Below are 23,237 nucleotides of genomic sequence, written 5' to 3' on the forward strand. Positions count from 1 at the left end.
GTGCCCGGTCGGTTTGCAGGTACTTCGCGACCCACACATCCGCGCGCTGGCCGTGCCTGGGGCCTGAGCCGTTGCGGAGGGGACGCCGGGCATCGTGGAGCGCATGAGCCAGTACGACAAGCGCGATCCGAAGACCCTCTACCCCGCCCCGCCGTACCCGGAACAGGAGCAGTCGCTCCCGGGGGCCGCGTGGAAGATGGACCCGAAGCCCGACCACGGCGAGGAGAGCTACGTCGGGCTCGGTCGCCTGAAGGGCTTCCGGGGCATCGTCACCGGCGCCGACTCGGGCATCGGCCGCGCCGCCGCCATCGCACTCTCCCGCGAGGGCGCCGACCTCGTCCTCTCCTACCTGCCCGACGAGCAGGAGGACGCCGAACAGGTGCGCGACCTGCTCGAGGGCGAAGGGCGTCGTGCGGTGCTCTTCGCCGGCGACATCTCCGACGAGCAGTACTGCACCGAACTCGTCCAGAAGGCCGTCGACGAGTTCGGTGGCCTCGACACCCTCGTCATGGTCGCCGGGCGGATGGACAGCAACGACGACATCCTCACGCTCACGACCGAGCACTTCGACTCGACCTTCAAGACCAACATCTACTCGCTCTTCTGGCTGACCAAGGCCGCCGTTCCGCACCTCGAGCCGGGATCCACGATCGTCACCACCGGGTCGATCCAGGCGAGCACGCCGTCCCCGGACAAGATCGACTACGCGGTGTCCAAGGGCGCGATCAAGCTCTTCACCGAGGCCGTCGCCCAGCAGCTCGCGCCGAAGGGCATCCGCGTGAACTCGGTCGCTCCGGGACCGGTGTGGACGCCCCTCCAGCCGGGGTCCGACGACGCCCAGACCGTGGCGCACTTCGGCGAGCAGTCGCCGTTCGGCCGCCCCGGTCAGCCCGCCGAACTCGCTGCCGCGTACGTGCACCTCGTCAGCCCCGAGTCCAGCTACCAGTCCGGGTCGACGATCACCATCGCCGGTGGCACCCCGGCCTTCTAGGAGGACACGATGAGCGGGACGACACACGTGGTCCTCGTCGCCTGGGACGGCGAGGCAGCCGACCGGTCGGCGCAGGCCGATGCCATCGCGCGCGAGCACCTGCCGCGGATCGACGGCGTCGAGTCCGTGCGGTCAGGCGAGAGCATCAGCACCGAGGGGCTCGAGGGCGGTTTCGACTGGATGCTCGTCGTCCGGTTCCGGGACCGCGCGGCGCTCGCCGGGTACCTGCCGCACGAGGAGCACCAGCCCGTCGCCGCGTACATCCAGGGCGCGAGCGAACGCGTCGTGGTCTTCGACGTCGAGGACTGACGTCGGGGTGGTCGTCGGGCGTGCCGATCAGCGCGACCCGACGACCGCCGTCCGCCGGGCCATGGCGTTGCCCGATGCGCGCACGAGCACGGCGATCACCAGGAAGCCGACGAGCAGCGCCGCGCAGTACAGCGCGACGCCGCCGTACCCGCCGACACGGGCCGGGTTGAAGAACGGGTAGGGGTAGAACCCGACGACCGCGCCGCGCACCAGCGTGTACGCGGTGTAGACGGCGGGCACGATCGCGGCCGCCCAGACCATGGTGAACGGCTGCCGGTGCCGCGGGCGGTCCACGAACCAGTCGACCACGACGGCCGCCGGGATCACCATGTGGTGCACGATGTTCACCCACGGCAGGAGCTCGCCGAGGTCGGCACCGGCCAGCAGCGTGTTGAACACGATGCCGACGAACGCCAGGTAGACGACCGCGGCGCCGCGCGCGACCTCCCACCCGCGCGACGACGGGACACCCCGCAGGAGCCGGACGGCGCCGATCACGAACACGGTGCTGGCGTAGAGGTTGCCGAGGATCGTGAAGTAGCTGAAGACGCTCACGAGGCTGAAGTCCACCCGCACGCTCAGCACGACCTGGGTGACGACCCCGGCGACGGACGCGGCCGCGAGCGCGAGGCGGACGGCAACCAGGACGGTCGTCTTCATGGCGCCACCCTACCGATCGCCGGCACTCCCGGACGGGTCGGTCACCCGACGAGCGACTGCGTCCCGAGCACGACCGCCAGCGCCAGCCGCTCGGCATCGGCACTGCCCGGCTCCGCGGTGTACGCGAGCACCGTCAGGTCATCGGTCGCGATCCGCAGGGTGTCGCAGTCGAGGGCGATCCGGCCCACCGCCGGGTGCTCCACGACCTTGCGCCGGCCGGAGCTCCGCGGCGGTGCGGTGTCGCCGGTGTCCCACAGCTCGACGAACCGCTCGCTCGCGGCACGGAGGTCCCGCACGAGCTGCCGCAGCCCGCGGTCGAGCGGGTACCGGGCGACCGTGAGCCGGAGCTCGGCGACGACCGAGGCCTCGAACGCCCGCTGCTCGGCGTCCGAGTGCACCGCCCGGCTGCCCGGACCGACGAGGTGGCGCCACGCGGTGTTCCGCTCGTGCCCACGGAGCGCACCGACCGGCCCCATCAGCGCGTCGTACGGCCCGTTCGCGGTGAGGATGGTGCCGGCGGCGTCGAGCACCGCGACCGGGGTGTCCGACAGCCGGTCGAGCAGCCGCTGCACGCTCGGCGGGATCCGCGAGGGCACGACGTCGGCGCCCGGGGCGGCGTGCCCGGCGAGCCGGAACAGCAGCTCGCGCTCCGCGTCCGCGACCCGGAGCGAGCGTGCCAGCGCCTCGACCACCTGGGCGGACGGCGAGGTCGCCCGTCCCTGTTCGAGCCGGGTGAGGTAGTCGGCCGAGATCCCGGCGAGGGCGGCGAGCTCCTCGCGACGGAGGCCGGCCGCGCGCCGGCGGCTCCCCGCGACGACGCCGACGGTGTCCGGCGCGACGTGGTCGCGCAGCCGACGGAGGGTGCGGCCGAACTCGGTGTGTTCCACGGCTCCAGTCTGCGACGCGTCGAGCCCGCTGTCCTGGGTCCAGCAGTCCTACGACAGCGGGACGGCTCCCCGTGGGCGCTCGCCGGAGCGACGCTGGGGCCATGACAACGACATTCGTCACCGGGGCCACACGCGGCCTCGGCAAGGAGACCGCCCGCCAGCTCGCCGCCGCCGGCCACACCGTGTGGATCGGCGCCCGCGACCTCGACACCGGCCACGCGGTGGCCCACGAGATCAGCACGGGACCGAACGCGGTCCGTGCCGTGCAGCTCGACGTCACGGACGACGCCTCGGCCGCCGCGGCGTTCGCGACCATCGGCGCTGCCGGCGGGCTCGACGTGCTGGTCAACAACGCCGGCATCGGCAAGCTCGGGCTGGACGGACCGGAGGCGCTCGAGGTGTTCGACACGAACGCCGTCAGCGTCGTCCGGACCACCGAGGCCGCGCTGCCGCTGCTGCGGTCCTCGGCGGCCCCGATCGTCGTGAACATCTCGAGCGCGCTCGGTTCGTTCGCGGCCAACCACGACCCGGAGAAGCCGGCGTCGCAGTACCAGGCGATCGTCTACGGCGCGAGCAAGGCGGCGGTGTCGATGCTCACCGTGCAGTACGCCCGTGCCGTGCCGGAGGTCCACTTCGTCGCGGTCGAGCCCGGGTACACCGCGACCGAGTTCGGGGGTGTGCCAAACCCGCACGGCCGTCCGGTCGAGGTCAGTGCGGCGACGGTCGCCGCGGCGGCCGCCGCGGGCCCGGACGGTCCGACGGGTGTCTTCCTGGAGGACGGTGCGCCGCTCGGATGGTGACCATCCGACGAACGGGAGGTGGGCCCCACCCGCCGGTCCCGGCGCACCGCGCCAGCGGGGTGACGGCCGTGACGGGAGGGACGGGTCGGGCCCGCACCGCGCCTCCCGGCCCGCAGGTCCCTACGATGAGGACGTGGCTGACGCGACCGGACCGACCGTCCTGCTGACCGCTTTCGAACCGTTCGGCGGCGACGCCGTTAACCCATCGTGGGAAGCCGCGCAGCGGCTCGCGGCCACGTGGGACGGACCGGCGACGCTCGTCGTCGAGCAGCTGCCGGTGGTCTTCGCCGAGGAACGGTCGCGGCTCGCGGCGGCGATCGCGAAGCACCGTCCCGCCGTCGTCATCGCGACCGGGCTCGCTGCCGGACGGGCCGCGGTGACACCGGAGCGCGTCGCGATCAACGTCATGGACGCCCGGATCCCGGACAACGCGGGCGCGCAGCCGGTGGACGAGCCGATCGACCCGTTCGGCGCCCCGGCGGCGTTCAGCGGACTGCCGATCAAGCGGATCGTCCGGGACGTCCGGGCGGCCGGGGTCCCCGCTGCGGTGTCCAACACGGCGGGGACGTTCACCTGCAACCAGGTGTTCTACGAGCTCATGTCGTTCGCCGACCGCGAGGGCTTCCGCGCCGGCTTCGTGCACGTCCCGGCCACCCCGGACATCGCCGGGGACGGCCCCGCGCTCGACCTCGACCGGATCGTCACCGCGCTCGACGCCGTGGTCCGCGCCTCGCTCGACCCGGCGCCGGACATCGTCGCCGAGGGCGGCGCGGAGTCCTGATCCGCGCCGCCCTCGTCGTCGATCAGATGAACTGGCGGAAGTTCGTCGACGCGAGGTCGAGCAGCTCGTCGCCGCGGCCGGACAGCACGGTGCGGATCGCGTAGAGCGTGAAGCCCTTCGCCTGCTCGAGGGTCACCGCCGGCGGCATCGAGAGCTCCTGACGGTCGGCCTTCACCGACACGAGCGCGGGGCCGTCGTGCGCGAGGGCGGCGGCGAGCGCGTCCTCGAGCTGGTCGGACTCGTCGACCCGGAAGCCCGCGATGCCGATCGCCTCGGCGACCTTCGCGAAGTCGGGGTTCTGCAGCTCGGTGCCGTAGGTGACGAACCCGGCCGCCTTCATCTCGAGCTCGACGAAGTTCAGAGACGAGTTGTCGAACACGACGATCTTCACGGGCAGCTTGTTCTGCACGATCGTGATGAGCTCGCCGAGCAGCATCGCGAGGCCGCCGTCGCCGGCCATGGCGATGACCTGCCGGTCGGGGAACGCCGCCTGCGCACCGATCGCCTGCGGCACCGCGTTCGCCATCGTGCCGTGCACGAACGACCCGATCAGCCGCCGGTCGCCGTTCATGGTGAGGTACCGCGACGCCCACACGACGGGGGAGCCGACGTCGGGGATGAACACGGCGTCCTGGTCGGCGAGCCGGTCGAGCGCACGCGCGACGTACTGCGGGTGCAGCGGCTTGTGCTTGCCGGCCGGCACGGCCAGGTCGTCGAGCTTCGCACGGGTTCTTCCGGTAGTGCTGCAGTGCGTCCTGCAGGTGCTTCGTGGGCTTGGAGCCGTCGAGCAGCGGGATGAGGGCGAGCGCCGTGTCCTTGACGGTGCCCACCAGGCCGATGTCGACCGGGTGCCGCTTGCCGAGTTGTTCGCCGCGGACGTCGACCTGCACGTGCTTCGCCTTCGCGGGGAAGAACTGCTGGTACGGGAAGTCGGTGCCGAGCATGAGGACCACGTCGGCGTCCTCCATCGCGCGGTACCCGGAGGCGAAGCCGAGGAGCCCGGTCATGCCGACGTCGTACGGGTTGTCCCACTCGATGTGCTCCTTGCCGCGCAGGGCGTGCACGATCGGGGCCTGCAGGCGTTCGGCGAGGGCGATGACCTCGTCGTGGGCGCCCGCGACGCCGGCGCCGGCGAGGATGGTGACCTTGTCGGCGCCGTTGAGCAGCTGCGCGGTGCGCTCCAGCTCGGCCTGTGCGGGGATGATCCGCGGCTCGGCGCGCTCGATGGTCGTGACGCGGGGCGCGACGGCCTCGGCGAGGAGCACGTCGCCCGGGATGACGAGCACGGCGACGCCGCGCTTCTCGACCGCGGCGCGCATCGCGATCTCGAGCAGGCGCGGCATCTGGGACGGGTCGGCGACGTACTCGACGTAGACCGAGCACTCGCGGAAGAGGTCCTGCGGGTGGGTCTCCTGGAAGTAGCCGGAACCGATCTCCGCCGTGGGGATGTGCGCAGCGATCGCGAGGACCGGCACGCGGGAGCGGTTCGCGTCGTAGAGGCCGTTGATCAGGTGCAGGTTGCCGGGACCGCAGCTGCCCGCACACACGGCGAGGTTCCCGGTCAGCTCGGCCTCGGCGGAGGCGGCGAACGCGGCCGCCTCCTCGTGGCGGACGTGCTCCCACCGGATCGTGCCGTCCTTGCGCAGCGCGTCGGTGAAGCCGTTGAGGGAGTCCCCGGGGAGACCGTAGACCCGTTCGACGTCGTTCTGACGGAGGGTGGCGACGATGTTCTCGGCAACGGTTGTCATGCATTCGTGTCTAGTCCTGGCGGCTGATCCCCGCCGTTCGCTGAGCGACCTCTGATCGTCCGACACCGAACTCGGGGCCGCCCGGACGCCGCACCTGCGACGATGGGCGGATGTCCGACCACGATCTCCGCCCCCGCCGACGAGCGTCCGACGAGTACGGGATCCTCGACCGGAGCCGCTACCCGCTCGCGTCGGTGGCGATCGCCGTCGCCGCCGTCGTCCTCATCACGATCGTCGGGTTCACCCTCGGCACGGTCGACCTCGGGCTCTCGAAGGCGCTCAACGGGCTGCACACCGGCGCCCTCGGGGCGTTCACGACGGCGGTCTACCACGTCATCAGTCCCGCGCCGGCGATCGGGATCACGGTCGTGGTCGTCGCGGTGATCTGGTGGCGGACCCGCGACCTCCGCCCGGCGCTGGCGTTCGGGGGCACGATCGCGATCACGTGGGTGCCGTCCGCCGTCGTCAAGGAGATCGTGCACCGGGCCCGTCCGGACGTCGCCGTGCTGCCGCACCCGTTCCCGGTGCAGCCGGACCCCGGCTACCCGAGCGGGCACACGGTCTACATCACCGCGTTCGTCATCGCGCTCATCTGGCTGCTCCGCGACACGAGGTGGCACCGCCTGGCGCTGGGGCTCGGGGTCGTGGCGATCGTCGTCGTGTTCTTCGCGGTGTCGATCGACGCCGTGCACTACCCGACGGACGCCGCCGCGTCGATCCTGTGGGCGCTCGCCGTCGCGCCGGGCGTGCGGGTGGTCTGGGTCGACTGGCTCATGCCGAAGATCCCGTTCCTGCGACCCCGGGGCCCTGCGGCGCAGCGCGAGATCACGCGCTGACGCCGCGCCGACCGCGCGCGGCCAGCAGCGCCACCACGGCGACCACCGCGGCCGCGAGCATCACGACCGCGAGCGGCGCCGCCGTGCCCTCGCCGCCGATGCTCACGAGCGGCGACACGAGCGCCGCGAGCCCGAACTGCAGGGCACCCAGCACCGCCGAGGCGCTCCCGGCAGCCTGCGGCACCGCCCCGAGCGCGAGTGCGGTCGCGTTGCCGAGCACGAGGCCGAGCGACCCCACGGCGGTGAACAGCGGGACGGCGAGCCAGAACACCGGTGCGGACGTGACGACGAGCAGCGCGAAGGCGACGGTCGAGGCGAGCACGAGGACGATGCCGAGCGCGAGCACCCCGGTGACCGAGCGCGTCGCCGTGAGCTTCGCCGAGAGGATGCTCACGCCCATCAGTGCGAGGGCGTTGCAGCCGAACGCGAGACCGTAGCCCACCGTGCCGAGCCCGAGCATGTCCTGGTACAGGAACGGCGACGCGGAGATGTACGCCATCATCACGGCGAACGCGAAGCCGAACACCGCGGTGTACCCGACGAACGTCCGGGAGCGGAGTGCCCGCAGCGGCGAGCCCGTCGCGCCGGATGCCCGCCGCTCGGCGCGCAGGGCATCGCGGCGCGAACGCAGGTGCGTCTCGCGGACCACGGCGAGCACCGCCACGAGCATGAGGACCGACAGGCCGAGCACGATGGTGAGGAGCCCGCGCCAGCCGATCGGCCCGGTGAGGAGCCCACCGAGCAGGGGCGCGACCACCGGGGCGACCCCGCCGACGATCATCATGAGCGAGAACGCCCGCGCCGCCGGCTTGCCCGTCGCGAGGTCGGAGATCACCGCGCGACCGATCACCATGCCGGCCGCACCGCCGAGGCCCTGCAGCAGCCGGGCGACGACGAGCACGCCGACGTTCGGCGCGAGCACGGCCGCGGCGCTCGCGAGCACGCACAGTGCGGCGCCGGCGAGGAGCGGCGGCACCCGGCCGAACCGGTCGGACAGTGGCCCGAAGACGAGCTGTCCCGCGGTCACGCCGACGAGGAACGCGGTGAGGGTGACCTGCACGGTCGTCGCCGACGCCTGCAGTTCGGTGGTCATCTGCGGGAAGGCCGGCAGGTAGAGGTCGGTCGCGAAGGGCGCGACGGCGCTCAGCAGGCCGAGCACGAGCAGCAGGCCGGTGGTGATGCCCTGCTGTCGGGTCGTGGGTGTCGCGGCGTGCGCGCGGATGGAGCCGGTGTCCGTGGTCATGATTATGAAAGCATAACTGATGCGGGACGTCGGTAGGGTGACGGCATGGGATCCGAGCCGTCCGACGACCTCCTCGCCGAGCTCGCCGACGTCGTGCTCCGGATCTCGCGCGAGATCGACCCGCACGGTGCGAGGTCGCTCGACATCGTGCCGCTCACCGGCACCGAGGCCCTCGTGATGCGCTGGGTCGACCGGAACCCCGGGTCGACGCCGAGCGCGGTGGCCGAGGCGACGGCCCTCAAGCGCAGCAACCTCAGCGTCGCGGTCGGGTCGCTCGTGGCGAAGGGGATGGTCGAGCGCCGGCCCGACCCGGACGACGCCCGGACCGTGCAGCTGTACTCGACCGAGCTCGCCGCGGGCAGCATCGAACGGCTGCACGCGCACTGGGCCGGCATGCTCCGGCAGGCGCTCGGGGGCGACGACGAGGGTGTGGCGACGACGTTCGCGACGCTCACGCGCATCGACGGCCACCTGCGCGACGCGACGCGCTGACCGCGACGCGACCGGTCGACGGCCTGGAGGCGCGGGTCGGGCCCGCACCGTCCCTCCTGGCCGTCAGACGGTCCGGTCCGGCACCTCGTCTTCGATCGGCAGCAACCGCCGGGCTCCGTGCCCCTCGGCACCGAGCTCGTCGCCCGGGTTCATCACGAGGCAGGCGTTCAGCGACACGCAGCCGCAGCCGATGCACTGCGTCATCTCCTCCTGCAGGCGCTCCAGTTCGAGCTGCCGGGCGCGGAGTCGTGCCCGCCACCGCTCGTTCAGGCGGTTCCAGTCCCGCAGCGACGGCATGCGGTCGGACGGCAGCGTCTCGAACTGCTCCGCGACCTCGCTGAGCGGGATCCCGAGCCGCTTGGCGACCTGGATGATCGCGATGCGCCGCTCGACGTGTCGTGGGTAGAGGCGGGTGCCGCCGGCGGTGCGCTCGGGGTGGATGAGGCCCTTGCGCTCGTAGAAGTGCAGGGCCGACGCCGCGACCCCGGTCCGGGCGACGACCTCGCCGATCGTGAGGAGGTCGGTCGGGCTCGGACGCGAGATCTCCACCATGGTCGAGATCCTACGACGCGGGAGTCGTCGAGACCGCGTGACATAGCAGTTGACATGAGAACTGTTGTCCAATATGTTGTGTACCACGAGCCGCGAGGGGCGGCTCCGACCCGGAGGTCCGACCATGACCGCGATCCTGCAGCCCCGCACCGCCCGCACCACGACCGCCCGCCCGGTCGCTCCCGCACGGACCAACGGCACCGCCGACGCGACCGGCGCCACCCGCCAGCCGCTCGCCCTCGACGGCGTGCTCGGCCGGCTCGAGCGCGCCGCCGCTCGGCTCCCGCACGCACTGGCGCTGCCGGTCATGATCGCGCACGCCGCGGTCAGCACGGTCGCGTACCGCTGACCGCCTCCCGCTGACGGGGTCCTCGCGTCAGTGGGTGAGGACGCGTCCGCGGAGCCGCTCCCGGCTGAGCCCGGGCAGCTCCACCCCCGTGTCGCGTTCCAGCACGTGCGTCCCCGGCGGCACGACCTGGTCGATCGCGTCGAGCACCTCGTCGTCGAGCACCACCTCGGCCGCCTGCGCGTACGCGTCGACGTGCGAGACCGTCCGCGGACCGATCACCACGCTCGACACGTCCGGGTGGGTCAGTGCGAACCCCACCGCGAGCTCGAGCAGGGTGAGCCCGGACTCGTCCGCGAGGTGCCCCAGGCGGTCGGCGACGTCGAGCTTCCGCCGGTTCGCCGGGGCGCCGATGTCGTACGCGTGCGGCTGCTCCACCACCCGCGGCGACCGGGGCTGCACGGTGCCGTTCCGGTACGCACCCGCGAGCCAGCCACCCGCGAGGGGCGCGGCCGCGAGCACACCGAGCCCGAACCGTCGGGCGACCGGGAAGGTCGTCCGCTCCGCCGTCCGGGTGAGGATCGAGTACGGCGCGTGCGTCGCGCTGGCACTCTTCCCGCCCGACCGGAGCCACTGCGCCTCGACGAGCTCCTCGGCCGGGAAGCCCGGGATCCCGAAGGCGCGGATCTTGCCCTGCGTGACGAGGTCGGCGAGCGCGTCGAGGGTCTCGTCGAGCGAGGTCGCCGGGTCCGGGTGCGCCGGCTGGTAGAGGTCGATGACGTCGGTGCCGAGCCGTTCGAGACTCCGTTCGACCGCGCGGAACATCCACCGCCGTCCGTTGCCGTGGTGCGACGGATCTCGGTCGACCGGGTCCCCGAACCGCACCGCCAGGAACACGTCGTCGCGGCGGTCGCCGAGTGCGGCACCGAGGACGGTCTCGGCGAGGCCCGCCCCCTCCGCGTCGGACACGTCCACCGCGGTGACCCCGCGCCCGAGCGCCTCGTGGACGAGTCGGACGGCGTCGTCCACGTCCCGCTCGGCGACCGTCGACACGGCACGGCTCCCCAGGGTCAGCGCGCTGACGGGAGCCCCCGTCCGCCCCATGCGTCGCTGTTCCATGGCGGCCACGATAGGAGGACGCCCGTGGCACCGGGCCCCGGGTGACGAACCGTTACCGCTGGTACCCTGGGGCCGCTCCACCAACACGCAGTGTGTATCTACCGGCCGTCGGCACCCCGACGGACAACGGCGGCACCCGATGGGTCCGCCCCAGGAGATCCCCGGCCGGACCGAGAAGGCACACCTCCATGCTCCACACCAGTTCCACGGCGCCCGCGCCCGCGACCACCGACGACCGCTCGCTCGTCGCCCACGCCGGACGCTGGTACTTCCCCGTCGCGTTCGTCGCCCGGCTCCCCTTCGCGATGATGGTCGTCGGCGTGCTGACGCTCGTCGTCTCCGCGCGCGAGTCCGTGGCGCTCGGCGGCGTCAACTCCGCGTCGGTCGGCATCGGCGCCGCGGTCTTCGGCCCGCTGGTCGGTGCCGCCGCGGATCGCTTCGGCCAGCGGAACGTGCTCGTCCCCGTCGGCCTGGTGAACGCCGCGCTGCTCGGGGTGTTCCCGTTCGTGGTGGACGGCACCGCGCCGGACGTCGCCGTGCTCGCGCTCGCGTTCTGCATCGGGGCCTCGGCGCCCCAGGTCGCCCCGATGTCCCGGACCCGACTCGTCGCGATCATCGGGCAGCGGATGGCCCCGGCACGTCGCGGCAAGGTCCTCAGCGGCACGATGGCGTACGAGTCCGCGGCCGACGAGACCGTGTTCATCATCGGCCCGTTCCTCGTCGGGATCCTCGCGAGTGCGATCGCCCCGTGGGTCGCCGTCGCCGGTGCCTCCGCGCTGACGTTCGTCTTCGTCACGGCGTTCGCGCTGCACCCGACCGGCAAGCTCGTCGTCGGCCGGCACGAGGAGCTCGAGCAGGCCCCGGCCCGTCAGCTCCTGCGGCCCCGGCTCGTCGTGGTGGTCCTCGGGATCCTCGGCGTCGGCCTGTTCTTCGGCTCGACGCTCACCGCGCTGACCGCCTTCATGGAGACCCACGGCGAGCCCTCGCAGGCGGGGCTGCTCTACGGCCTGATGGGCATCGGCTCCGCGGGGCTCGCCCTCGGCTCCGCGGCGTTCCCGCGCGGGTTCGCCCTCGGGTGGCGGTGGATCGTGTTCGGCGTCGTGCTGCTCGGCGGTGCCGTCTGGTTCTCGCAGGCCGGTTCCGTCGTCGCCGTGGGGGTCGTGCTCGCGGTGATGGGGATCGGGATCGGTCCGACCCTGGTCGCGCAGTACAGCCTCGGTTCCGACCGCTCGCCCGTCGGGCGCTCGGCCACCACCATGACGATCCTCGGTTCCGCCGTGATCGTGGGGCAGTCCATCGCGTCGGCGATCACGGGCGACGTCGCCCAGCAGCACGGGGCCGACGCCGCGATGCTGCTGCCGGCCGCGTCCGCGGCGGTCGTCGTGCTCGCCGCGGCGGCGAACCTCGTGCTGTCGCGTCGCGCACACGCGTGACCGCCTGACGGCCTGGAGGGACGGTGCGGGCCCGCACCGCGCCTCCAGTCCGTCACCTGGTCACGACTCCGTGTCGTCGACCAGCAGGTCCTCGTGGCGGTAGTCGTCCGCCCGCAGCCCCGCGCGGGCGATCATGTGCGTCGACACCGGCACGAGGAACAGCTGGAACACCATGATCGGCAGGACGACCCACAGCGCCGTCCACGTCCACACGGCGACGACGATCGCGGCGAGGGCGAACGCCAGCCCGAGCACCTGCGGCTTCGCCATCGCGTGCAGCCGGACGAGCGGGTCGGGGAACCGGACGATCCCGACGCCGGCGCCGAGCGACAGCACCGCCCCGACGAGCAGCAGCCCGACGGCGATCCACGCGCGGACCCCGGCGCCGTCGATGAACCCCTGGATGATGTCGATCACTGGGGACGCTCCTGGTCGTCGGCGTGCTCGGGCGTGGTCACGGTCAGCCCCTCGTCGGACGGATCGGAGGACGGGGTGACCGCACGGGCGACGGCGATCGTGGCGAAGACGCTCGTCGCGGCGATCACCACGAGGACGGGCACGGCGGTCAGGTCACGCCGGATCACCATCGCGGCACCGATCACCACGAGCGCGGTCGTCAGCACCATGTCCGAGCCGATCATCCGGTCGAGGATGGTCGGGCCCCGCACGATGCGGAGGACGGCGAGCACGAGGGTGGCCCCGAGCAGCGCGAGCACCAGGGCGATCGCGATCCCCATGACGACGACTGCGGCGCTCATCGCGTGACCTCCGGCAGGGGTTCGGACAGTTCGGAGAGGTCCTGCTTCGACCCGAGCGCCCGGATGACGAGCGTCTCGATGCCGAGGGCCTCGCGTCGGGCCGCGTCGACCTGTTCGACCCGCTCGGTGTCGAGGACGTGCAGGAGCAGCCGGCGGCGTCGCAGGTCGACGTCGGCGACGTAGGACCCCGGCACGAGGGAGATCGCGAGCGTCGCCAGGGTGAACGTCATCTCGGATGTCGTGTGGAGCTGGACGAGCGTGATCGAGCTCCGCCGGACCCCGCGTGGGCGGAGGGCGACCCAGGCCACCCGGAACGAGGCGAGCACCACGAGCCCGGACCACACCAGCAGGAACCAGGCGGCGTGCGGGATCGAGAACCTGGCCGAGAGCGGCACCGGTGGCAGCGGGAGCAGCTGCGTCACGAGCAGCGCGACGACGATCCCGCACAGCAGGGTCAGCGGCGTCCACGACCCCCAGAGCAGCGCCCAGAGCACGGTCAGCCCGGCGACGAGCGGGACGTCGTAGCGCCACGCGACGGCGATGCGCCGCGCGTTGGTGATCCGCCGGGTGCTGTCCGCGGTCATCGCGTCCCCCCGAGCACGGCCTGGACGTAGCGGTCCGGGGACTCGAGCGACTCCGCCGCGCGGGTCGCGTAGCCGTACAGCGGGCCGGCCACGACGGTCAGGGCGACCGACCCGAGGACGGCGACGGTCGTCACGCCGACCAGCATGCGCGGCAGCTTCACGCGCGTGGGGGCCTCACCGACACCGTCCTGCGTGGCCGTGGGTGCGGTCTCCGGACTGGAGGCGCGACTCGCGTGGGGTGCGTCGGTGACCGTCACCGAGCCTCCTGGGTGGAACGCCTTGCCCGTGTCCTCGGACACGGTCAGCGGCGCCGGTTCCGGCGACCGCAGGTGGGCGTGCGGCTCTGCGGTGCTCGCGTGCGGGGCCGCCGCCTCGGCCGCGGGCTTCGGACGCCAGAACGCGGCGTCCCAGACGCGCATGAGCGCGTACAGGGTCAGGAGGCTCGTCACGACACCGGCGGCGATCGTCGCGTAGGCGAGGGGCGAGCCGTCGATCGCCGCGGCACGGAAGAGGCCGAGCTTGCCGATGAAGCCGGAGAACGGCGGGATGCCACCGAGGTTGAACGCCGGCACGAGGTAGAGCGCGGCGAGCAGCGGGGCGGCCTTGAGCAGCCCGCCGAGCGATCGGGTCGAGGTCGTCCCGCCGACGCGTTCCATCAGCCCGGAGACCAGGAAGAGCGTCGTCTGCACGACGATGTGGTGGACCGTGTAGAACACCGCGGCGGCCGTCCCGGCGACCGAACCGAGGCCGACGCCCATCACCATGAACCCGATGTGGCTGATGAGCGTGAAGGACAGCAGTCGTTTCACGTCGGTCTGCGACACCGCACCGAGCACACCCACCACCATCGTCAGGATCGCCACGACGAGGAGCACGGTGTTGAGTTGCGGCCTCGGGAAGATGATCGTCTCGAGCCGGATGATCGCGTAGATGCCGACCTTCGTCAGCAGGCCCGCGAACACCGCCGTCACCGGAGCCGGCGCGGTCGGGTAGGAGTCCGGCAGCCAGAACGCCAGCGGGAAGACGGCGGCCTTGATGCCGAACCCGATGAGCAGCATCGTGTGGAGGAGCAGCTGCACGTGCTCGGGCAGGGCGGCCATCCGCTCGCTGATCTGGGCGATGTTGACCGTGCCGGTGGCGCCGTACACGAGGCCGATCGCCGCGAGGAAGATCGCCGACGCGATGAGGCTCGTCACGATGTACGTGGTGCCCGCCCGCACGCGCTGTTCGCTGCCACCGAGGGTGATGAGCACGTAGCTCGCCACCAGCAGCATCTCGAACGCGACGTACAGGTTGAAGAGGTCCCCGGCGATGAAAGAGTCGAGCACACCGGCGGCGAGCACGAGGTACGTCGGGTAGAAGATCGTGACCGGAGCCTCGCCGTCGTCGGCCGCGAGGCCCTGGCCGATCGAGAAGAGCAGGACGACGAGGAGCACGCTCGCGCTCACGGTGAGGAGCAGCGCGCTCAGCCGGTCGACCACGAGCGAGATGCCGTACGGCGCGTCCCACCCGCCGACCTGCACCACGATCGTGCCGTGCTGGTCGACGAGCACCATGAGGGTCGCGGCGACGGCCAGGGCGACGACGAGCACCACGACGGTGATCGCGCGCTGCAGCTTCTGGTGGTTGAGGAGTCCGAGCGCGACCGCGGCGCCGAGCAGCGGGACGAGGACGAGGAGCGGGACGAGCCAGGTCATCGGGTCGCCTCCTGTTCTGCGTCGGTGGTGGTCTCGGGGTCTTCGTCCGCGGGTTCGTCGCGTTCCCGACCGATCGCGACGTCGGCCTCGTCGACCTCGACCTCGTCGGCGCGGGAGAGCTTCCACGAGCGGTGGATGAGGGCCAACAGGAACGCGCTCACGGCGAAGGTGATGACGATCGCGGTCAGGGCGAACGCCTGGGGGAGCGGGTCCGTGATGCCTTCGGAGGTCTTGCCGATCGGCGGGTTGCCGGCAGCACCGGACATCACGAGGAGCAGCAGGTTGAGGGCGTTCCCGAGCAGGAGGAAGCCGAGCAGCATCCGGGTCAGCGAGCGTTCGAGGAGCAGGTAGACCCCGCAGGAGAACAGCACCGCCATCGCGATGACGAGCACGAGGGTGACGGTCACGTGGCGCTCCCTTCCGGGGTCGGGGCTTCGGTCATGTCCTGCACGGGCGTCGAGGCGTCCTCGAGCCGCTGCCGGTCGACCTCGGCGCCGAGGCTGCGGAGGACGTCGAGCACGAGGCCGACGACCACGAGGTACACGCCGATGTCGAAGAACGTGGCGGTGACGAACTCGACGTGGCCGAGCACCGGGACGGTGGCCTCGAAGAACTCGGAGTACAGGGCTTCCCTGCCGAAGAACATCGGCACGAGGGCGGTGATCGCGGCCGTGGCGACGCCGAGCCCGAGCAGGCGACCGGCCCGGACCGGGGCCGCGGCGCCGAGCTCGGCCGGGCCACCCGCGAGGTACCGGGCCGCCAGGGCGATGCCCGCGACGAGACCACCGGCGAACCCGCCGCCCGCCGCGTTGTGCCCGGCGAAGAGCAGGTAGACCGACAGGACGATCAGGCCGTGGAACAGCAGGCGGACGACGACGTCGAGCAGCGCCGAGCGGCCGGTCGGGATCGCGGCGCTCGTCGGCAGCCAGGCGCGGGGCTCGCCGTCCGTGCGCTCGTCGCGGTCGGCGGTCAGCCGGGCCGGCAGGTCGCGGAGGCGGGGGAGCGTGTCCTCGCGGGAGTTCACGAAGATCAGGCTCGCGACGCCCGTCGCGGCGGCGACCACGACGGTCAGCTCGCCGAGGGTGTCCCAGCCTCGGAGGTCGACGAGGGCCACGTTCACGACGTTCAGGCCGTGCCCGAACGAGCTCGTCAACGCCGGCAGGTCCGGCCAGAGCGGCTCGGCCGTCCGTGCCGATGCGGCGACGACGACCACGATCGCGAGGGTCAGCCCGGCGAGGCCCGCGAAGAGCGCCCGCACGACCCGGAAGCGTGATGGGTTCGCGGTGGCGATCCGCGGGGGGAGCCGGCGCAGCACGAGCACGAACGCGATGAGTGTCACCGTCTCGACCACGAGCTGGGTCAGGGCGAGGTCGACCGCCCCGTGCAGCACGAACAGGACGGACATGCCGTACCCGGTCACACCGACCAGCACCGCTGCGGCGAACCGGGTCTTGGCGGTGAGGACGGCGATCGCGGCGATCGACATGACGAGGACGACGGGGATCTGTCCCCACGAGTCGGCGAACCGGACGTGGAACGCCCACGGTCCGCCGATGACCAGGTTGACGAGCGCCCCGGCGACGAACACCGACAGGATGACGGTCAGGTAGTAGGGGAGCGAACCGCGCTGGACCCCGGCGGTGAGGCCCGTGGCCACCCGGTCGAGCCCGCGCATGAGGTGGCGGTAGATGCTCGACGCGCTGGGGGAACCCGCGAGGCGGTGCTGGAGCGCCTCGACCGGGCGGCGGAGGGCGAACAGCGCGAGACCGCCGACGAGCGTCACCGCGGAGAGGCCGAGCGCCGGCTCGAGACCGTGCCAGAGCGCGAGGTGCGGGACCTCGCCGGGGAGGGCGGCGACGTGCGCGGCGGGCTCGATGCCGTGCGCCACGAGGGGCGTCGCGAGGCCGAGCGCGAGACCCGTGAGCGCGAGGACGGACGGGACGACGCCGAGGCCGTGCAGGCCGTGCGGTTCGGTGTCGGGCACGCCGGGCTTCCGGGCGAAGGCGCCCCACAGGAAGCGCAGCGAGTAGGCCACGGTGAGCACCGAGCCGATTGTGACTCCGATGAGCGCGAACCACGCCCAGCCGGCGTCGGGGCCGTGCAGGGAGTCGATGAAGCCGGTGAGCACGGCCTCCTTCGCGACGAAGCCGATCGTCGGCGGGATGCCCGCCATCGACAGCAGTGCGAGGACGGCCACGACCGTCAGCCAGGGCATCCGGCGTCCGAGGCCGCTCAGGCGGGCGAGGTCGCGGGTGCCCGTGACGTGGTCGATCGCCCCGACGACGAGGAACAGGGTCGACTTGAACGCCGCGTGGGCCACCAGCAGCGCCACCCCGCCGAGGGCGACCTCGGGCGCACCCCACCCGGCCGCGAGCACGAGGAACCCGAGCTGGGCGACCGTGCCGTAGGCGAGCAGGAGCTTGATGTCGGTCTGCCGGAGCGCACGGTACCCACCGATGAGCATGCCGAGCACCCCGAGCACGGTGATGGTCTCGCGCCACCCGCCGAGGAGCGCGAACGCGGGGGCGAGCCGGGCGACGAGGTAGATGCCGGCCTTGACCATCGCCGCGGCGTGCAGGTACGCGCTGACCGGGGTCGGGGCAGCCATGGCGGCGGGGAGCCAGAAGTGGAACGGCACGATGGCGGACTTCGTCAGCGCGCCGAGCAGGACGAGCACGACCGACACCGAGACGACGGTCCCCGAGGGGGGATCGGCGACGATCCCGGAGAGCGACGTCGTCCCGGCGGTCACCGACAGCACCACGAGACCGGCGAGCATCGCCAGACCACCGGCGGTGGTGACCACGAGCGCCTGCATCGCCGCCGCGCGACTGGCACGCTTCACCGAATCGTGGCCGATCAGCAGGTACGAGAAGACCGTCGTCGCCTCCCAGAGGACGAACAGCACGATGACGTCGTCGGCGACCACGAGCCCGTACATCGACCCGGCGAAGGCGGTGAGGACCCCGGCGAACCGACCGAGTCCGGGTTCGTCCGGCCCGAAGTACGTGGCGCAGTACACGAGCACGAGGGCGCCGACCACGCTCACCACGAGGGCGAGGACCCACGAGAGGGCGTCCATCCGCAGGGCGATCGCGAGGTCGAGCTGCGGCACCCACTCGAACCGCTCCGTGACCGCGCCGTGCAACGCCGGACCGGTCTGCGCGACGGTCAGGACCGCGGCTGCTGCCGGTGCGAGGGCGGCCACGTAGAAGACGCGGCGGCCGAGGACGGGGGTCAGGGCGGGGACGATCAGGGCGACGATCGCGAACGCGACGAGGACGATGACCATCGGGCACCTCCTCGGGGTCGGGCTGCAGTCCGGCTCACTGGGCCCTCACAGCCTACGGAGAGGGGGATGTGGAGTTCCTGAGTGGGCGGACAGGGAGGCCGATCGAGGATCAGGCTTCCAGCACCACTCTGCCCGTCGAAGCACCGACCTGTCCGGCCCAAGCCGCCTCGACCTCCGCCATGCGCACCGCCGTCGCGTCCACCCGGATCGTGCCGTCGGCGATCGCCGCCACGATCCCCGGGAGCTCCGCGACGAACGCCGCTCGACCGACGGAACCCTGGCCGCTCCCGACGATGGTCAGGCCGGACGCACGGAGCGCTGCGGAGGGGATCCGCGCCTCCTGGCCCGCCGTGGAGCCGATCGCCACCCAGTCGAGCCGGCGTCCGCGCTCCTGCCGGGCCGTGACGAGTGCGCGCATGACGTCCGCGGTGGGGTGGCCCCACACGTAGTCGATCACGACGTCGACGTCCGCAGCTGCCGCACCGACCGCGTCGACGTCGTCGAGCGGGACCACGACGTCCGCGCCGAGTGCCGGCAGCGCTCCGAGTCGGGTCGCGTCCCGTCCGCTCGCGACGACGTGCTCGGCGCCGAGGTGCTTCGCGACCTGCACCGCTGCGGAGCCGGAGGCGCCCGTCGCGCCGAGTACGAGGACACGGCTGCCGGGCGCGAAGTCGATGCGGCGTCGGAGCGCGACCCACGAGGACATCACGGGGTTCGCGCCGGCGGCGACCGCCACCGGGTCGGCGCCCTCGGGCAGGACGACGCTCGCCCGTGGGTCCACGGCGACCCGTTCGGCCATCGTGCCGCGGGTGTCGCTCGCGACGGCGAAGTAGCGGAGCGTCCCGTCGGGGAACCGCCCGACCGCGTCGACACCCGGGACGAGGGGGAGCGCCCCCTCGCTGGTGTAGTGCGAGCCGTCGGCCTGGGACCGCACCCGTGGGTGGAGTCCGGCGGCGACGACGTCGACGACCACCTCGTCGGCGGTGGGGACGGGGTCGGTGAACTCCTGCCAGACCGGGGTCCGGCCGAACTCGGTGACGACGGCTGCGTGCATGACTGCCTCCTAAAAGGTTCGTGTTACGAACAAAGTAGTTCGTAACACGAAGTGAGTCAAGTAGGCTGAGGGCATGCAGGAGATGACGGAGGACGAGCGGCTCGTCGACGCCCTCGGCGAGAGCGCGTTCCGGACGATGGGTGCCCTGACCGGCATCGCGGCGGACGCCGGGCTGTCGCTGACGCAGCTGCGGGTGCTCGCGATCCTGCGGGACCGGCGGATGCGGATCGGCGACCTGGCGCAGTACCTCGGCCTCGAGAAGTCGACGATGACCGGGCTGGTGGCGCGCGCGTCGGCCAAGGGGCTGCTCGGGCGGGTGCCGAACGCCGAGGACGCCCGGGCGGTGGACGTCGTGATCACCGATGCCGGGCTCGACGTCGCCCGATCGCTCGAGGCGGCGATCCGGGAGTCGCTGCTGCCCCTGACCACCCGGTTGTCCGTGGGGGAGCGGGGGGAGCTGCGGGTGTTGCTCGAGCGGATGCTGCGCTGACCGATCCCGGTGACGCTGGACTCAGCGCCCGTGCGCCCGCGCCGGGATCTGGGTCGCCAACTTGCCGCCGGAGACGTCCAGCAGCGTCCCCGTGACGTACCCGGCGGCGTCGCTCGCCACGAACACGAGCAGGTCGGCCACGTCGTCGGCCGTCTCCCATCGACGGAGCGACAGGGTGTCGAGCAGACGGTCCTGGGCCTCGGCGGGCATCGTCGCGAAGCCGTTCATCGCCGTCGGCACCATCCCCGGGGCGTACGCGTTCACGGTGATGTCCCACGGGCCGAGCTCCGACGCGAGCACGCGGGTGAACGCCACGACGGCCGACTTCGACGCCGCGTAGGCAGCGCTCCCGACACTCGGCACGATCGCCGCGAACGACGCCGCGTTGATGATCCGGCCGCGCCCGGCGGCCTGCATCACGGGCGCCACGGCCTGGCTCATCAGGAAGGTCCCGCCGAGGTTCACGTCCATGCAGCGGCGCCAGTCGTCCCACTGCAGGTCGGCGACGACTCCCTCGACGTTGATCCCGGCGTTGTTCACGAGCACGTCGATCGTGCCGTGCCGAGCGACGACCTCGTCCACGGCGGCGCGGACGGAGTCGGGGTCGGCGACGTTGCAGCGCACGCGGTCGAACGGCAGCGCGGCGCCGGCGGCGACCTCCCACCCGGCGGCGGACCCGTCCCCGGCGGCGGACCCGTCCCCGGCGGCGGGCGCGTCCGCTGCAGCGGGCTCGTCGAACGCCAGGTCGAGCGCGACGACCCGGCACCCCTCCGCGTGGAACCGGGCGGCGATCGTGGCACCGATGCCGCGCGCGGCTCCGGTCACGACGACCACGCGGTCGGTCAGGTCGAGGTGCATCGTCGCTCCCGTCGTCGGTGCGGCCGTGGTCCGGTCGCAGCAATAGGCATACTATTCCCCCATGAACGACGCACGCGTGCTCTGGATCACCGGCGGCGGCAGCGGCATGGGAGCGGCGAGCGCTCGTGCGGCCGCCCGCGACGGCTGGACGGTGGTGCTCAGCGGACGCCGGGCGGACCGGCTCGCTGCGGTCGCGACCGCGATCCGCGACGAGGGCGGGTCGGCGGAGACGCTGCCCCTCGACGCGAACGACCCGCAGGCCGTCGCAGCCGCCCACGACACCCTGCTCGCGCGGCACGGGCGGCTCGACGGACTCGTCCTCGCCGCCGGGCTCAACACCCCGAAGCGTCGGTGGGGCGATCAGTCGCTGCCGGACTTCCGCGCCATCGTCGACACCAACCTCACCGCCGTCGTCACGATCGTCGACGCTGCGCTGCCCGCGCTGCGCGAGTCCGGCGGGATCGTCGTGGTCGTGTCCTCGTACGCGGGCTGGTCGTTCCAACCCGGGGCCGGGGTCGCCTACTCGGCGTCGAAGACCGCGCTCGGCTCCGTCGTCCGGACGCTCAACCAGCAGGAGGCCGAGCACGGGGTCCGAGCGACCCACCTGTGCCCCGGCGACGTCGCCACCGACTTCCTCGACCAGCGCCCCTCGGTGCCGGACGCGGCCGCACGCGCGGTCATGCTCCAGCCGGAGGACATCGCCCGCTCGGTCTCGTTCGTGCTCGAGGCCCCGTCGCACATGCGCGTCGACGAGCTCGTGGTCAGCCCGGTCTCCCAGCGGTGATCTTCGACCGGGTGCTCGACGGGCTCGGCGCCGCGATCGTCGACGGATCGCTGCCGACGGGGCACCGCGACAGCATCGACGGGTTCGTCACCCGCACGGGCTCGAGCCGCAGCATCGTCCGCGAGGCCGTCCGCGTCCTCGTCGGCCTCGGCCTCCTCAGCGCCGGTCGTCGCGTCGGGCTCCGGGTCCTGCCCGCGTCGGAGTGGGACGTCCTCGACCCGCGCGTCATCGGCTGGCGGCTCGCCGGTCCGGAGCGTGGGGTCGTCCTCGGGGAGTTGCGCGCGCTGCGCCGCGCGGTCGAGCCGGTAGCCGCCGCGGCAGCCGCCGGGCGCGCGTCCGACGCGTCGCACCGTGCCGACCTGGAGGCGCTGCTCGCCGCCGCCGACCGCCTCGCCGCCGCCACGGGTCCGGACGACGCGGCCACGTTCCTCCAGGCAGACCGCGAGGTCCACCGACTGGTGCTGGAGCTGTCCGGGAACGCGATGTACGGGCGACTGCACCGCGTGGTCGCGCGCGCACTCGACGACCGGGCCGGGATCCGGCCGGGTCTCCACGACGTCGGCCTGCACGTCCGACTCGCCCGCGCGGTGGCCGACGGAGACGCGGACGGAGCCGCCGGGGCGATGACCGAGATCATCGACCGCACGGGCGAATAGGGTCGAGGTGTTCGAAGGAGAGCACATGTCGTTCACCGATCTCGTCCCCGACCCCGGCGCCGTCGAGCGCATCGCGACGGGCAGCACCTGGGCCGAGGGGCCGTGCTGGATCCCCGCGAGCCGGACCCTGCGGTGGTCGGACATCCCGGGCGACCGGATCCTGCAGTGGCACGCCGACTCCGGCGAGACGTCGGTGTACGCGGAGGGGGTCGAGTTCACGAACGGCCGCACCCTCGACCGCGACGGCAGCGTCGTGCAGTGCTCGCACGGGAACCGGCGGGTCGAGCACGACCGGGACGGGGTCGTCACGCCGATCGTGGACGCGTGGGACGGCGTCCGGTTGAACTCCCCCGAACGACGTCGTCGTCGCGCGGGACGGCAGCGTGTGGTTCACCGACCCGGCGTACGGCATCACCCAGCCGCGCGAGGGGCACCCGGGCGAGCGGGAGTACGGCGACCACTGGGTGTTCCGCTGCGGCCCGGACGGTGCGGACCTGCGGCCGGTCGCCACCGACCTCGACGAACCGAACGGGTTGGCGTTCGACCCGACCGAGCAGGTGCTCTACGTCGCGAGCTCGTCCGGCGACGACCCGGTCATCCGCGCGTACGACCGGCGGGGCGACCGGGGTGACCTGCTCAAGAACGGTCGGGTGTTCGCACGGTTGGAGCCCGGCGAGGGCGCCCCGGACGGCATCCGCGTCGACGTGCACGGCAACGTGTGGTCCTCGTCGCACCGGGGCGTGGTCGTGTTCGACCCGGACGGGACCCGGCTCGGCGAGATCGCGGTCCCCGAGGTCACCGCGAACCTGTGCTTCGGCGGCGACGACGGCAGGACGCTGTTCCTCGCCGCGACGACGTCGATCTACCGGATCGCGACCACGACCCGGGACGCCGCTGCCGAGTAACCTGCTCTTCCGTCACCCGGAA

25 protein-coding genes and 2 pseudogenes are annotated in these 23,237 nt (G+C 72.6%); 13 read left to right on the plus strand and 14 right to left on the minus strand.

Features of this window, described 5'->3' with window-relative positions:
• Positions 1 to 103: 103 nt before the first annotated feature.
• Both QE359_RS04995 and QE359_RS05000 read left to right on the plus strand, forming a co-directional pair.
• Positions 104 to 991 (plus strand): SDR family oxidoreductase, encoded by an 888-nt coding sequence (locus QE359_RS04995; RefSeq protein ID WP_309777985.1) that lies wholly within the window; start codon positions 104 to 106, stop codon positions 989 to 991.
• Positions 992 to 1,000: 9 nt separating this feature from the next.
• Positions 1,001 to 1,300: a Dabb family protein gene (locus tag QE359_RS05000; protein WP_309777986.1), complete on the plus strand. Its 300-nt coding sequence runs from the start codon at positions 1,001 to 1,003 to the stop codon at positions 1,298 to 1,300.
• Between the two features lie 27 nt (positions 1,301 to 1,327).
• Here QE359_RS05000 and QE359_RS05005 read toward each other — a convergent pair whose 3' ends face one another.
• A complete protein-coding gene (locus QE359_RS05005; protein WP_309777988.1) occupies positions 1,328 to 1,960 on the minus strand; it encodes a Pr6Pr family membrane protein in 633 nt (210 codons plus the stop codon).
• Positions 1,961 to 2,001: 41 nt separating this feature from the next.
• The gene (locus QE359_RS05010; RefSeq protein WP_309777989.1) at positions 2,002 to 2,847 is read right to left on the minus strand and encodes a helix-turn-helix transcriptional regulator; all 846 of its coding nucleotides are present in this window, start codon (positions 2,845 to 2,847) and stop codon (positions 2,002 to 2,004) included.
• Between the two features lie 101 nt (positions 2,848 to 2,948).
• Here QE359_RS05010 and QE359_RS05015 point away from each other — a divergent pair, with 101 nt between their 5' ends.
• Both QE359_RS05015 and pcp read left to right on the plus strand, forming a co-directional pair.
• Positions 2,949 to 3,647, plus strand: a complete 699-nt coding sequence (locus QE359_RS05015; protein ID WP_309777991.1) for an SDR family NAD(P)-dependent oxidoreductase — start codon at positions 2,949 to 2,951, stop codon at positions 3,645 to 3,647.
• Positions 3,648 to 3,780: 133 nt separating this feature from the next.
• Positions 3,781 to 4,428 carry a pyroglutamyl-peptidase I gene (gene pcp, locus QE359_RS05020; RefSeq protein WP_309777992.1) on the plus strand — a complete coding sequence of 216 codons (648 nt, stop codon included), beginning with the start codon at positions 3,781 to 3,783 and terminating at the stop codon, positions 4,426 to 4,428.
• A 22-nt stretch (positions 4,429 to 4,450) separates the two neighbouring features.
• On the opposite strand, the pseudogene poxB reads toward pcp, so the two are convergent.
• A pseudogene (poxB, locus tag QE359_RS05025) lies at positions 4,451 to 6,176 on the minus strand (ubiquinone-dependent pyruvate dehydrogenase).
• Positions 6,177 to 6,286: 110 nt separating this feature from the next.
• Between poxB and QE359_RS05030 the strand changes: the two are divergent.
• Positions 6,287 to 7,012 carry a phosphatase PAP2 family protein gene (locus tag QE359_RS05030; RefSeq protein WP_309777994.1) on the plus strand — a complete coding sequence of 242 codons (726 nt, stop codon included), beginning with the start codon at positions 6,287 to 6,289 and terminating at the stop codon, positions 7,010 to 7,012.
• Here QE359_RS05030 and QE359_RS05035 read toward each other — a convergent pair.
• A complete protein-coding gene (locus QE359_RS05035; protein ID WP_309777996.1) occupies positions 7,002 to 8,255 on the minus strand; it encodes a multidrug effflux MFS transporter in 1,254 nt (417 codons plus the stop codon). The two genes, QE359_RS05030 and QE359_RS05035, sit on opposite strands and share 11 nt — an antisense overlap.
• 45 nt (positions 8,256 to 8,300) lie before the next feature.
• On the opposite strand from QE359_RS05035, the gene QE359_RS05040 reads away from it, so the two are divergent.
• Entirely contained in the window at positions 8,301 to 8,747 is a 447-nt protein-coding gene (locus tag QE359_RS05040) for a MarR family winged helix-turn-helix transcriptional regulator (protein ID WP_309777998.1), read from the plus strand.
• 63 nt (positions 8,748 to 8,810) lie between these two features.
• Here QE359_RS05040 and soxR read toward each other — a convergent pair whose 3' ends face one another.
• Positions 8,811 to 9,299: a redox-sensitive transcriptional activator SoxR gene (soxR, locus tag QE359_RS05045; RefSeq protein WP_309778000.1), complete on the minus strand. Its 489-nt coding sequence runs from the start codon at positions 9,297 to 9,299 to the stop codon at positions 8,811 to 8,813.
• A 124-nt stretch (positions 9,300 to 9,423) separates the two neighbouring features.
• On the opposite strand from soxR, the gene QE359_RS05050 reads away from it, so the two are divergent.
• Positions 9,424 to 9,648, plus strand: a complete 225-nt coding sequence (locus QE359_RS05050) for a hypothetical protein (RefSeq protein WP_309778001.1) — start codon at positions 9,424 to 9,426, stop codon at positions 9,646 to 9,648.
• Between the two features lie 27 nt (positions 9,649 to 9,675).
• Here the strand turns inward: QE359_RS05050 and QE359_RS05055 are convergent, their stop codons facing one another.
• Positions 9,676 to 10,704 carry an aldo/keto reductase gene (locus tag QE359_RS05055; RefSeq protein WP_309778003.1) on the minus strand — a complete coding sequence of 343 codons (1,029 nt, stop codon included), beginning with the start codon at positions 10,702 to 10,704 and terminating at the stop codon, positions 9,676 to 9,678.
• A gap of 188 nt (positions 10,705 to 10,892) precedes the next feature.
• Between QE359_RS05055 and QE359_RS05060 the strand changes: the two genes are divergently transcribed.
• Positions 10,893 to 12,137, plus strand: coding sequence for an MFS transporter (locus QE359_RS05060; protein ID WP_309778004.1), 1,245 nt, complete (start codon positions 10,893 to 10,895; stop codon positions 12,135 to 12,137).
• A gap of 60 nt (positions 12,138 to 12,197) precedes the next feature.
• Here the strand turns inward: QE359_RS05060 and mnhG are convergent, their stop codons facing one another.
• The 7 genes from mnhG to QE359_RS05095 form a co-directional block, all read right to left on the minus strand.
• Positions 12,198 to 12,554 carry a monovalent cation/H(+) antiporter subunit G gene (mnhG, locus tag QE359_RS05065; RefSeq protein WP_070417261.1) on the minus strand — a complete coding sequence of 119 codons (357 nt, stop codon included), beginning with the start codon at positions 12,552 to 12,554 and terminating at the stop codon, positions 12,198 to 12,200.
• On the minus strand, positions 12,551 to 12,895 hold the full coding sequence (locus QE359_RS05070) for a hypothetical protein (protein WP_070417260.1): 345 nt from the start codon (positions 12,893 to 12,895) through the stop codon (positions 12,551 to 12,553). Before QE359_RS05070 ends, mnhG begins: the two co-directional genes overlap by 4 nt.
• Complete coding sequence (locus QE359_RS05075) at positions 12,892 to 13,479, minus strand: Na+/H+ antiporter subunit E (RefSeq protein ID WP_309778007.1); 588 nt, start codon at positions 13,477 to 13,479, stop codon at positions 12,892 to 12,894. Before QE359_RS05075 ends, QE359_RS05070 begins: the two co-directional genes overlap by 4 nt.
• Entirely contained in the window at positions 13,476 to 15,176 is a 1,701-nt protein-coding gene (locus tag QE359_RS05080; protein ID WP_309778009.1) for a Na+/H+ antiporter subunit D, read from the minus strand. Before QE359_RS05080 ends, QE359_RS05075 begins: the two co-directional genes overlap by 4 nt.
• Positions 15,173 to 15,583 carry a Na(+)/H(+) antiporter subunit C gene (locus QE359_RS05085; RefSeq protein ID WP_071303302.1) on the minus strand — a complete coding sequence of 137 codons (411 nt, stop codon included), beginning with the start codon at positions 15,581 to 15,583 and terminating at the stop codon, positions 15,173 to 15,175. Before QE359_RS05085 ends, QE359_RS05080 begins: the two co-directional genes overlap by 4 nt.
• Positions 15,580 to 18,468, minus strand: coding sequence for a Na+/H+ antiporter subunit A (locus tag QE359_RS05090; protein ID WP_309778012.1), 2,889 nt, complete (start codon positions 18,466 to 18,468; stop codon positions 15,580 to 15,582). Before QE359_RS05090 ends, QE359_RS05085 begins: the two co-directional genes overlap by 4 nt.
• Before the next feature lie 109 nt (positions 18,469 to 18,577).
• Complete coding sequence (locus tag QE359_RS05095; RefSeq protein WP_309778013.1) at positions 18,578 to 19,522, minus strand: zinc-binding alcohol dehydrogenase family protein; 945 nt, start codon at positions 19,520 to 19,522, stop codon at positions 18,578 to 18,580.
• 73 nt (positions 19,523 to 19,595) lie between these two features.
• Between QE359_RS05095 and QE359_RS05100 the strand changes: the two genes are divergently transcribed.
• Entirely contained in the window at positions 19,596 to 20,012 is a 417-nt protein-coding gene (locus QE359_RS05100; protein ID WP_071296432.1) for a MarR family winged helix-turn-helix transcriptional regulator, read from the plus strand.
• 21 nt (positions 20,013 to 20,033) lie between these two features.
• On the opposite strand, the gene QE359_RS05105 is transcribed toward QE359_RS05100, so the two are convergent.
• Positions 20,034 to 20,870 (minus strand): SDR family NAD(P)-dependent oxidoreductase, encoded by an 837-nt coding sequence (locus tag QE359_RS05105; protein ID WP_309778016.1) that lies wholly within the window; start codon positions 20,868 to 20,870, stop codon positions 20,034 to 20,036.
• A gap of 61 nt (positions 20,871 to 20,931) precedes the next feature.
• Between QE359_RS05105 and QE359_RS05110 the strand changes: the two genes are divergently transcribed.
• The 4 genes and pseudogenes from QE359_RS05110 to QE359_RS05125 all read left to right on the plus strand — a co-directional run bounded on the left by QE359_RS05110 (position 20,932) and on the right by QE359_RS05125 (position 23,215).
• A complete protein-coding gene (locus QE359_RS05110; protein ID WP_309778017.1) occupies positions 20,932 to 21,654 on the plus strand; it encodes an SDR family NAD(P)-dependent oxidoreductase in 723 nt (240 codons plus the stop codon).
• Complete coding sequence (locus QE359_RS05115) at positions 21,651 to 22,310, plus strand: FadR/GntR family transcriptional regulator (RefSeq protein ID WP_070417252.1); 660 nt, start codon at positions 21,651 to 21,653, stop codon at positions 22,308 to 22,310. The genes QE359_RS05110 and QE359_RS05115 overlap by 4 nt, the downstream gene beginning before the upstream one ends.
• Before the next feature lie 25 nt (positions 22,311 to 22,335).
• A pseudogene (locus QE359_RS05120) lies at positions 22,336 to 22,590 on the plus strand (SMP-30/gluconolactonase/LRE family protein); the annotation flags it as partial.
• A 103-nt stretch (positions 22,591 to 22,693) separates the two neighbouring features.
• Positions 22,694 to 23,215 carry an SMP-30/gluconolactonase/LRE family protein gene (locus QE359_RS05125; protein ID WP_309778018.1) on the plus strand — a complete coding sequence of 174 codons (522 nt, stop codon included), beginning with the start codon at positions 22,694 to 22,696 and terminating at the stop codon, positions 23,213 to 23,215.
• Positions 23,216 to 23,237: the final 22 nt, after the last annotated feature.

Origin of the sequence: Curtobacterium sp. SORGH_AS_0776, from assembly GCF_031453355.1 — a bacterium.
Classification (GTDB): Bacteria; Actinomycetota; Actinomycetes; order Actinomycetales; family Microbacteriaceae; genus Curtobacterium.

Excerpts from the sequence above, each read along its gene's own strand:
- QE359_RS04995 (WP_309777985.1), top strand. The coding sequence starts at position 104 with ATGAGCCAGTACGACAAGCGCGATCCGAAGACCCTCTACCCCGCCCCG.
- QE359_RS05000 (WP_309777986.1), top strand. The coding sequence starts at position 1,001 with ATGAGCGGGACGACACACGTGGTCCTCGTCGCCTGGGACGGCGAGGCA.
- QE359_RS05005 (WP_309777988.1), bottom strand. The coding sequence starts at position 1,960 with ATGAAGACGACCGTCCTGGTTGCCGTCCGCCTCGCGCTCGCGGCCGCG.
- QE359_RS05015 (WP_309777991.1), top strand. The coding sequence starts at position 2,949 with ATGACAACGACATTCGTCACCGGGGCCACACGCGGCCTCGGCAAGGAG.
- QE359_RS05030 (WP_309777994.1), top strand. The coding sequence starts at position 6,287 with ATGTCCGACCACGATCTCCGCCCCCGCCGACGAGCGTCCGACGAGTAC.
- QE359_RS05035 (WP_309777996.1), bottom strand. The coding sequence starts at position 8,255 with ATGACCACGGACACCGGCTCCATCCGCGCGCACGCCGCGACACCCACG.
- QE359_RS05040 (WP_309777998.1), top strand. The coding sequence starts at position 8,301 with ATGGGATCCGAGCCGTCCGACGACCTCCTCGCCGAGCTCGCCGACGTC.
- soxR (WP_309778000.1), bottom strand. The coding sequence starts at position 9,299 with ATGGTGGAGATCTCGCGTCCGAGCCCGACCGACCTCCTCACGATCGGC.
- QE359_RS05050 (WP_309778001.1), top strand. The coding sequence starts at position 9,424 with ATGACCGCGATCCTGCAGCCCCGCACCGCCCGCACCACGACCGCCCGC.
- QE359_RS05055 (WP_309778003.1), bottom strand. The coding sequence starts at position 10,704 with ATGGAACAGCGACGCATGGGGCGGACGGGGGCTCCCGTCAGCGCGCTG.
- QE359_RS05060 (WP_309778004.1), top strand. The coding sequence starts at position 10,893 with ATGCTCCACACCAGTTCCACGGCGCCCGCGCCCGCGACCACCGACGAC.
- QE359_RS05070 (WP_070417260.1), bottom strand. The coding sequence starts at position 12,895 with ATGAGCGCCGCAGTCGTCGTCATGGGGATCGCGATCGCCCTGGTGCTC.
- QE359_RS05075 (WP_309778007.1), bottom strand. The coding sequence starts at position 13,479 with ATGACCGCGGACAGCACCCGGCGGATCACCAACGCGCGGCGCATCGCC.
- QE359_RS05080 (WP_309778009.1), bottom strand. The coding sequence starts at position 15,176 with ATGACCTGGCTCGTCCCGCTCCTCGTCCTCGTCCCGCTGCTCGGCGCC.
- QE359_RS05090 (WP_309778012.1), bottom strand. The coding sequence starts at position 18,468 with ATGGTCATCGTCCTCGTCGCGTTCGCGATCGTCGCCCTGATCGTCCCC.
- QE359_RS05095 (WP_309778013.1), bottom strand. The coding sequence starts at position 19,522 with ATGCACGCAGCCGTCGTCACCGAGTTCGGCCGGACCCCGGTCTGGCAG.
- QE359_RS05100 (WP_071296432.1), top strand. The coding sequence starts at position 19,596 with ATGCAGGAGATGACGGAGGACGAGCGGCTCGTCGACGCCCTCGGCGAG.
- QE359_RS05105 (WP_309778016.1), bottom strand. The coding sequence starts at position 20,870 with ATGCACCTCGACCTGACCGACCGCGTGGTCGTCGTGACCGGAGCCGCG.
- QE359_RS05110 (WP_309778017.1), top strand. The coding sequence starts at position 20,932 with ATGAACGACGCACGCGTGCTCTGGATCACCGGCGGCGGCAGCGGCATG.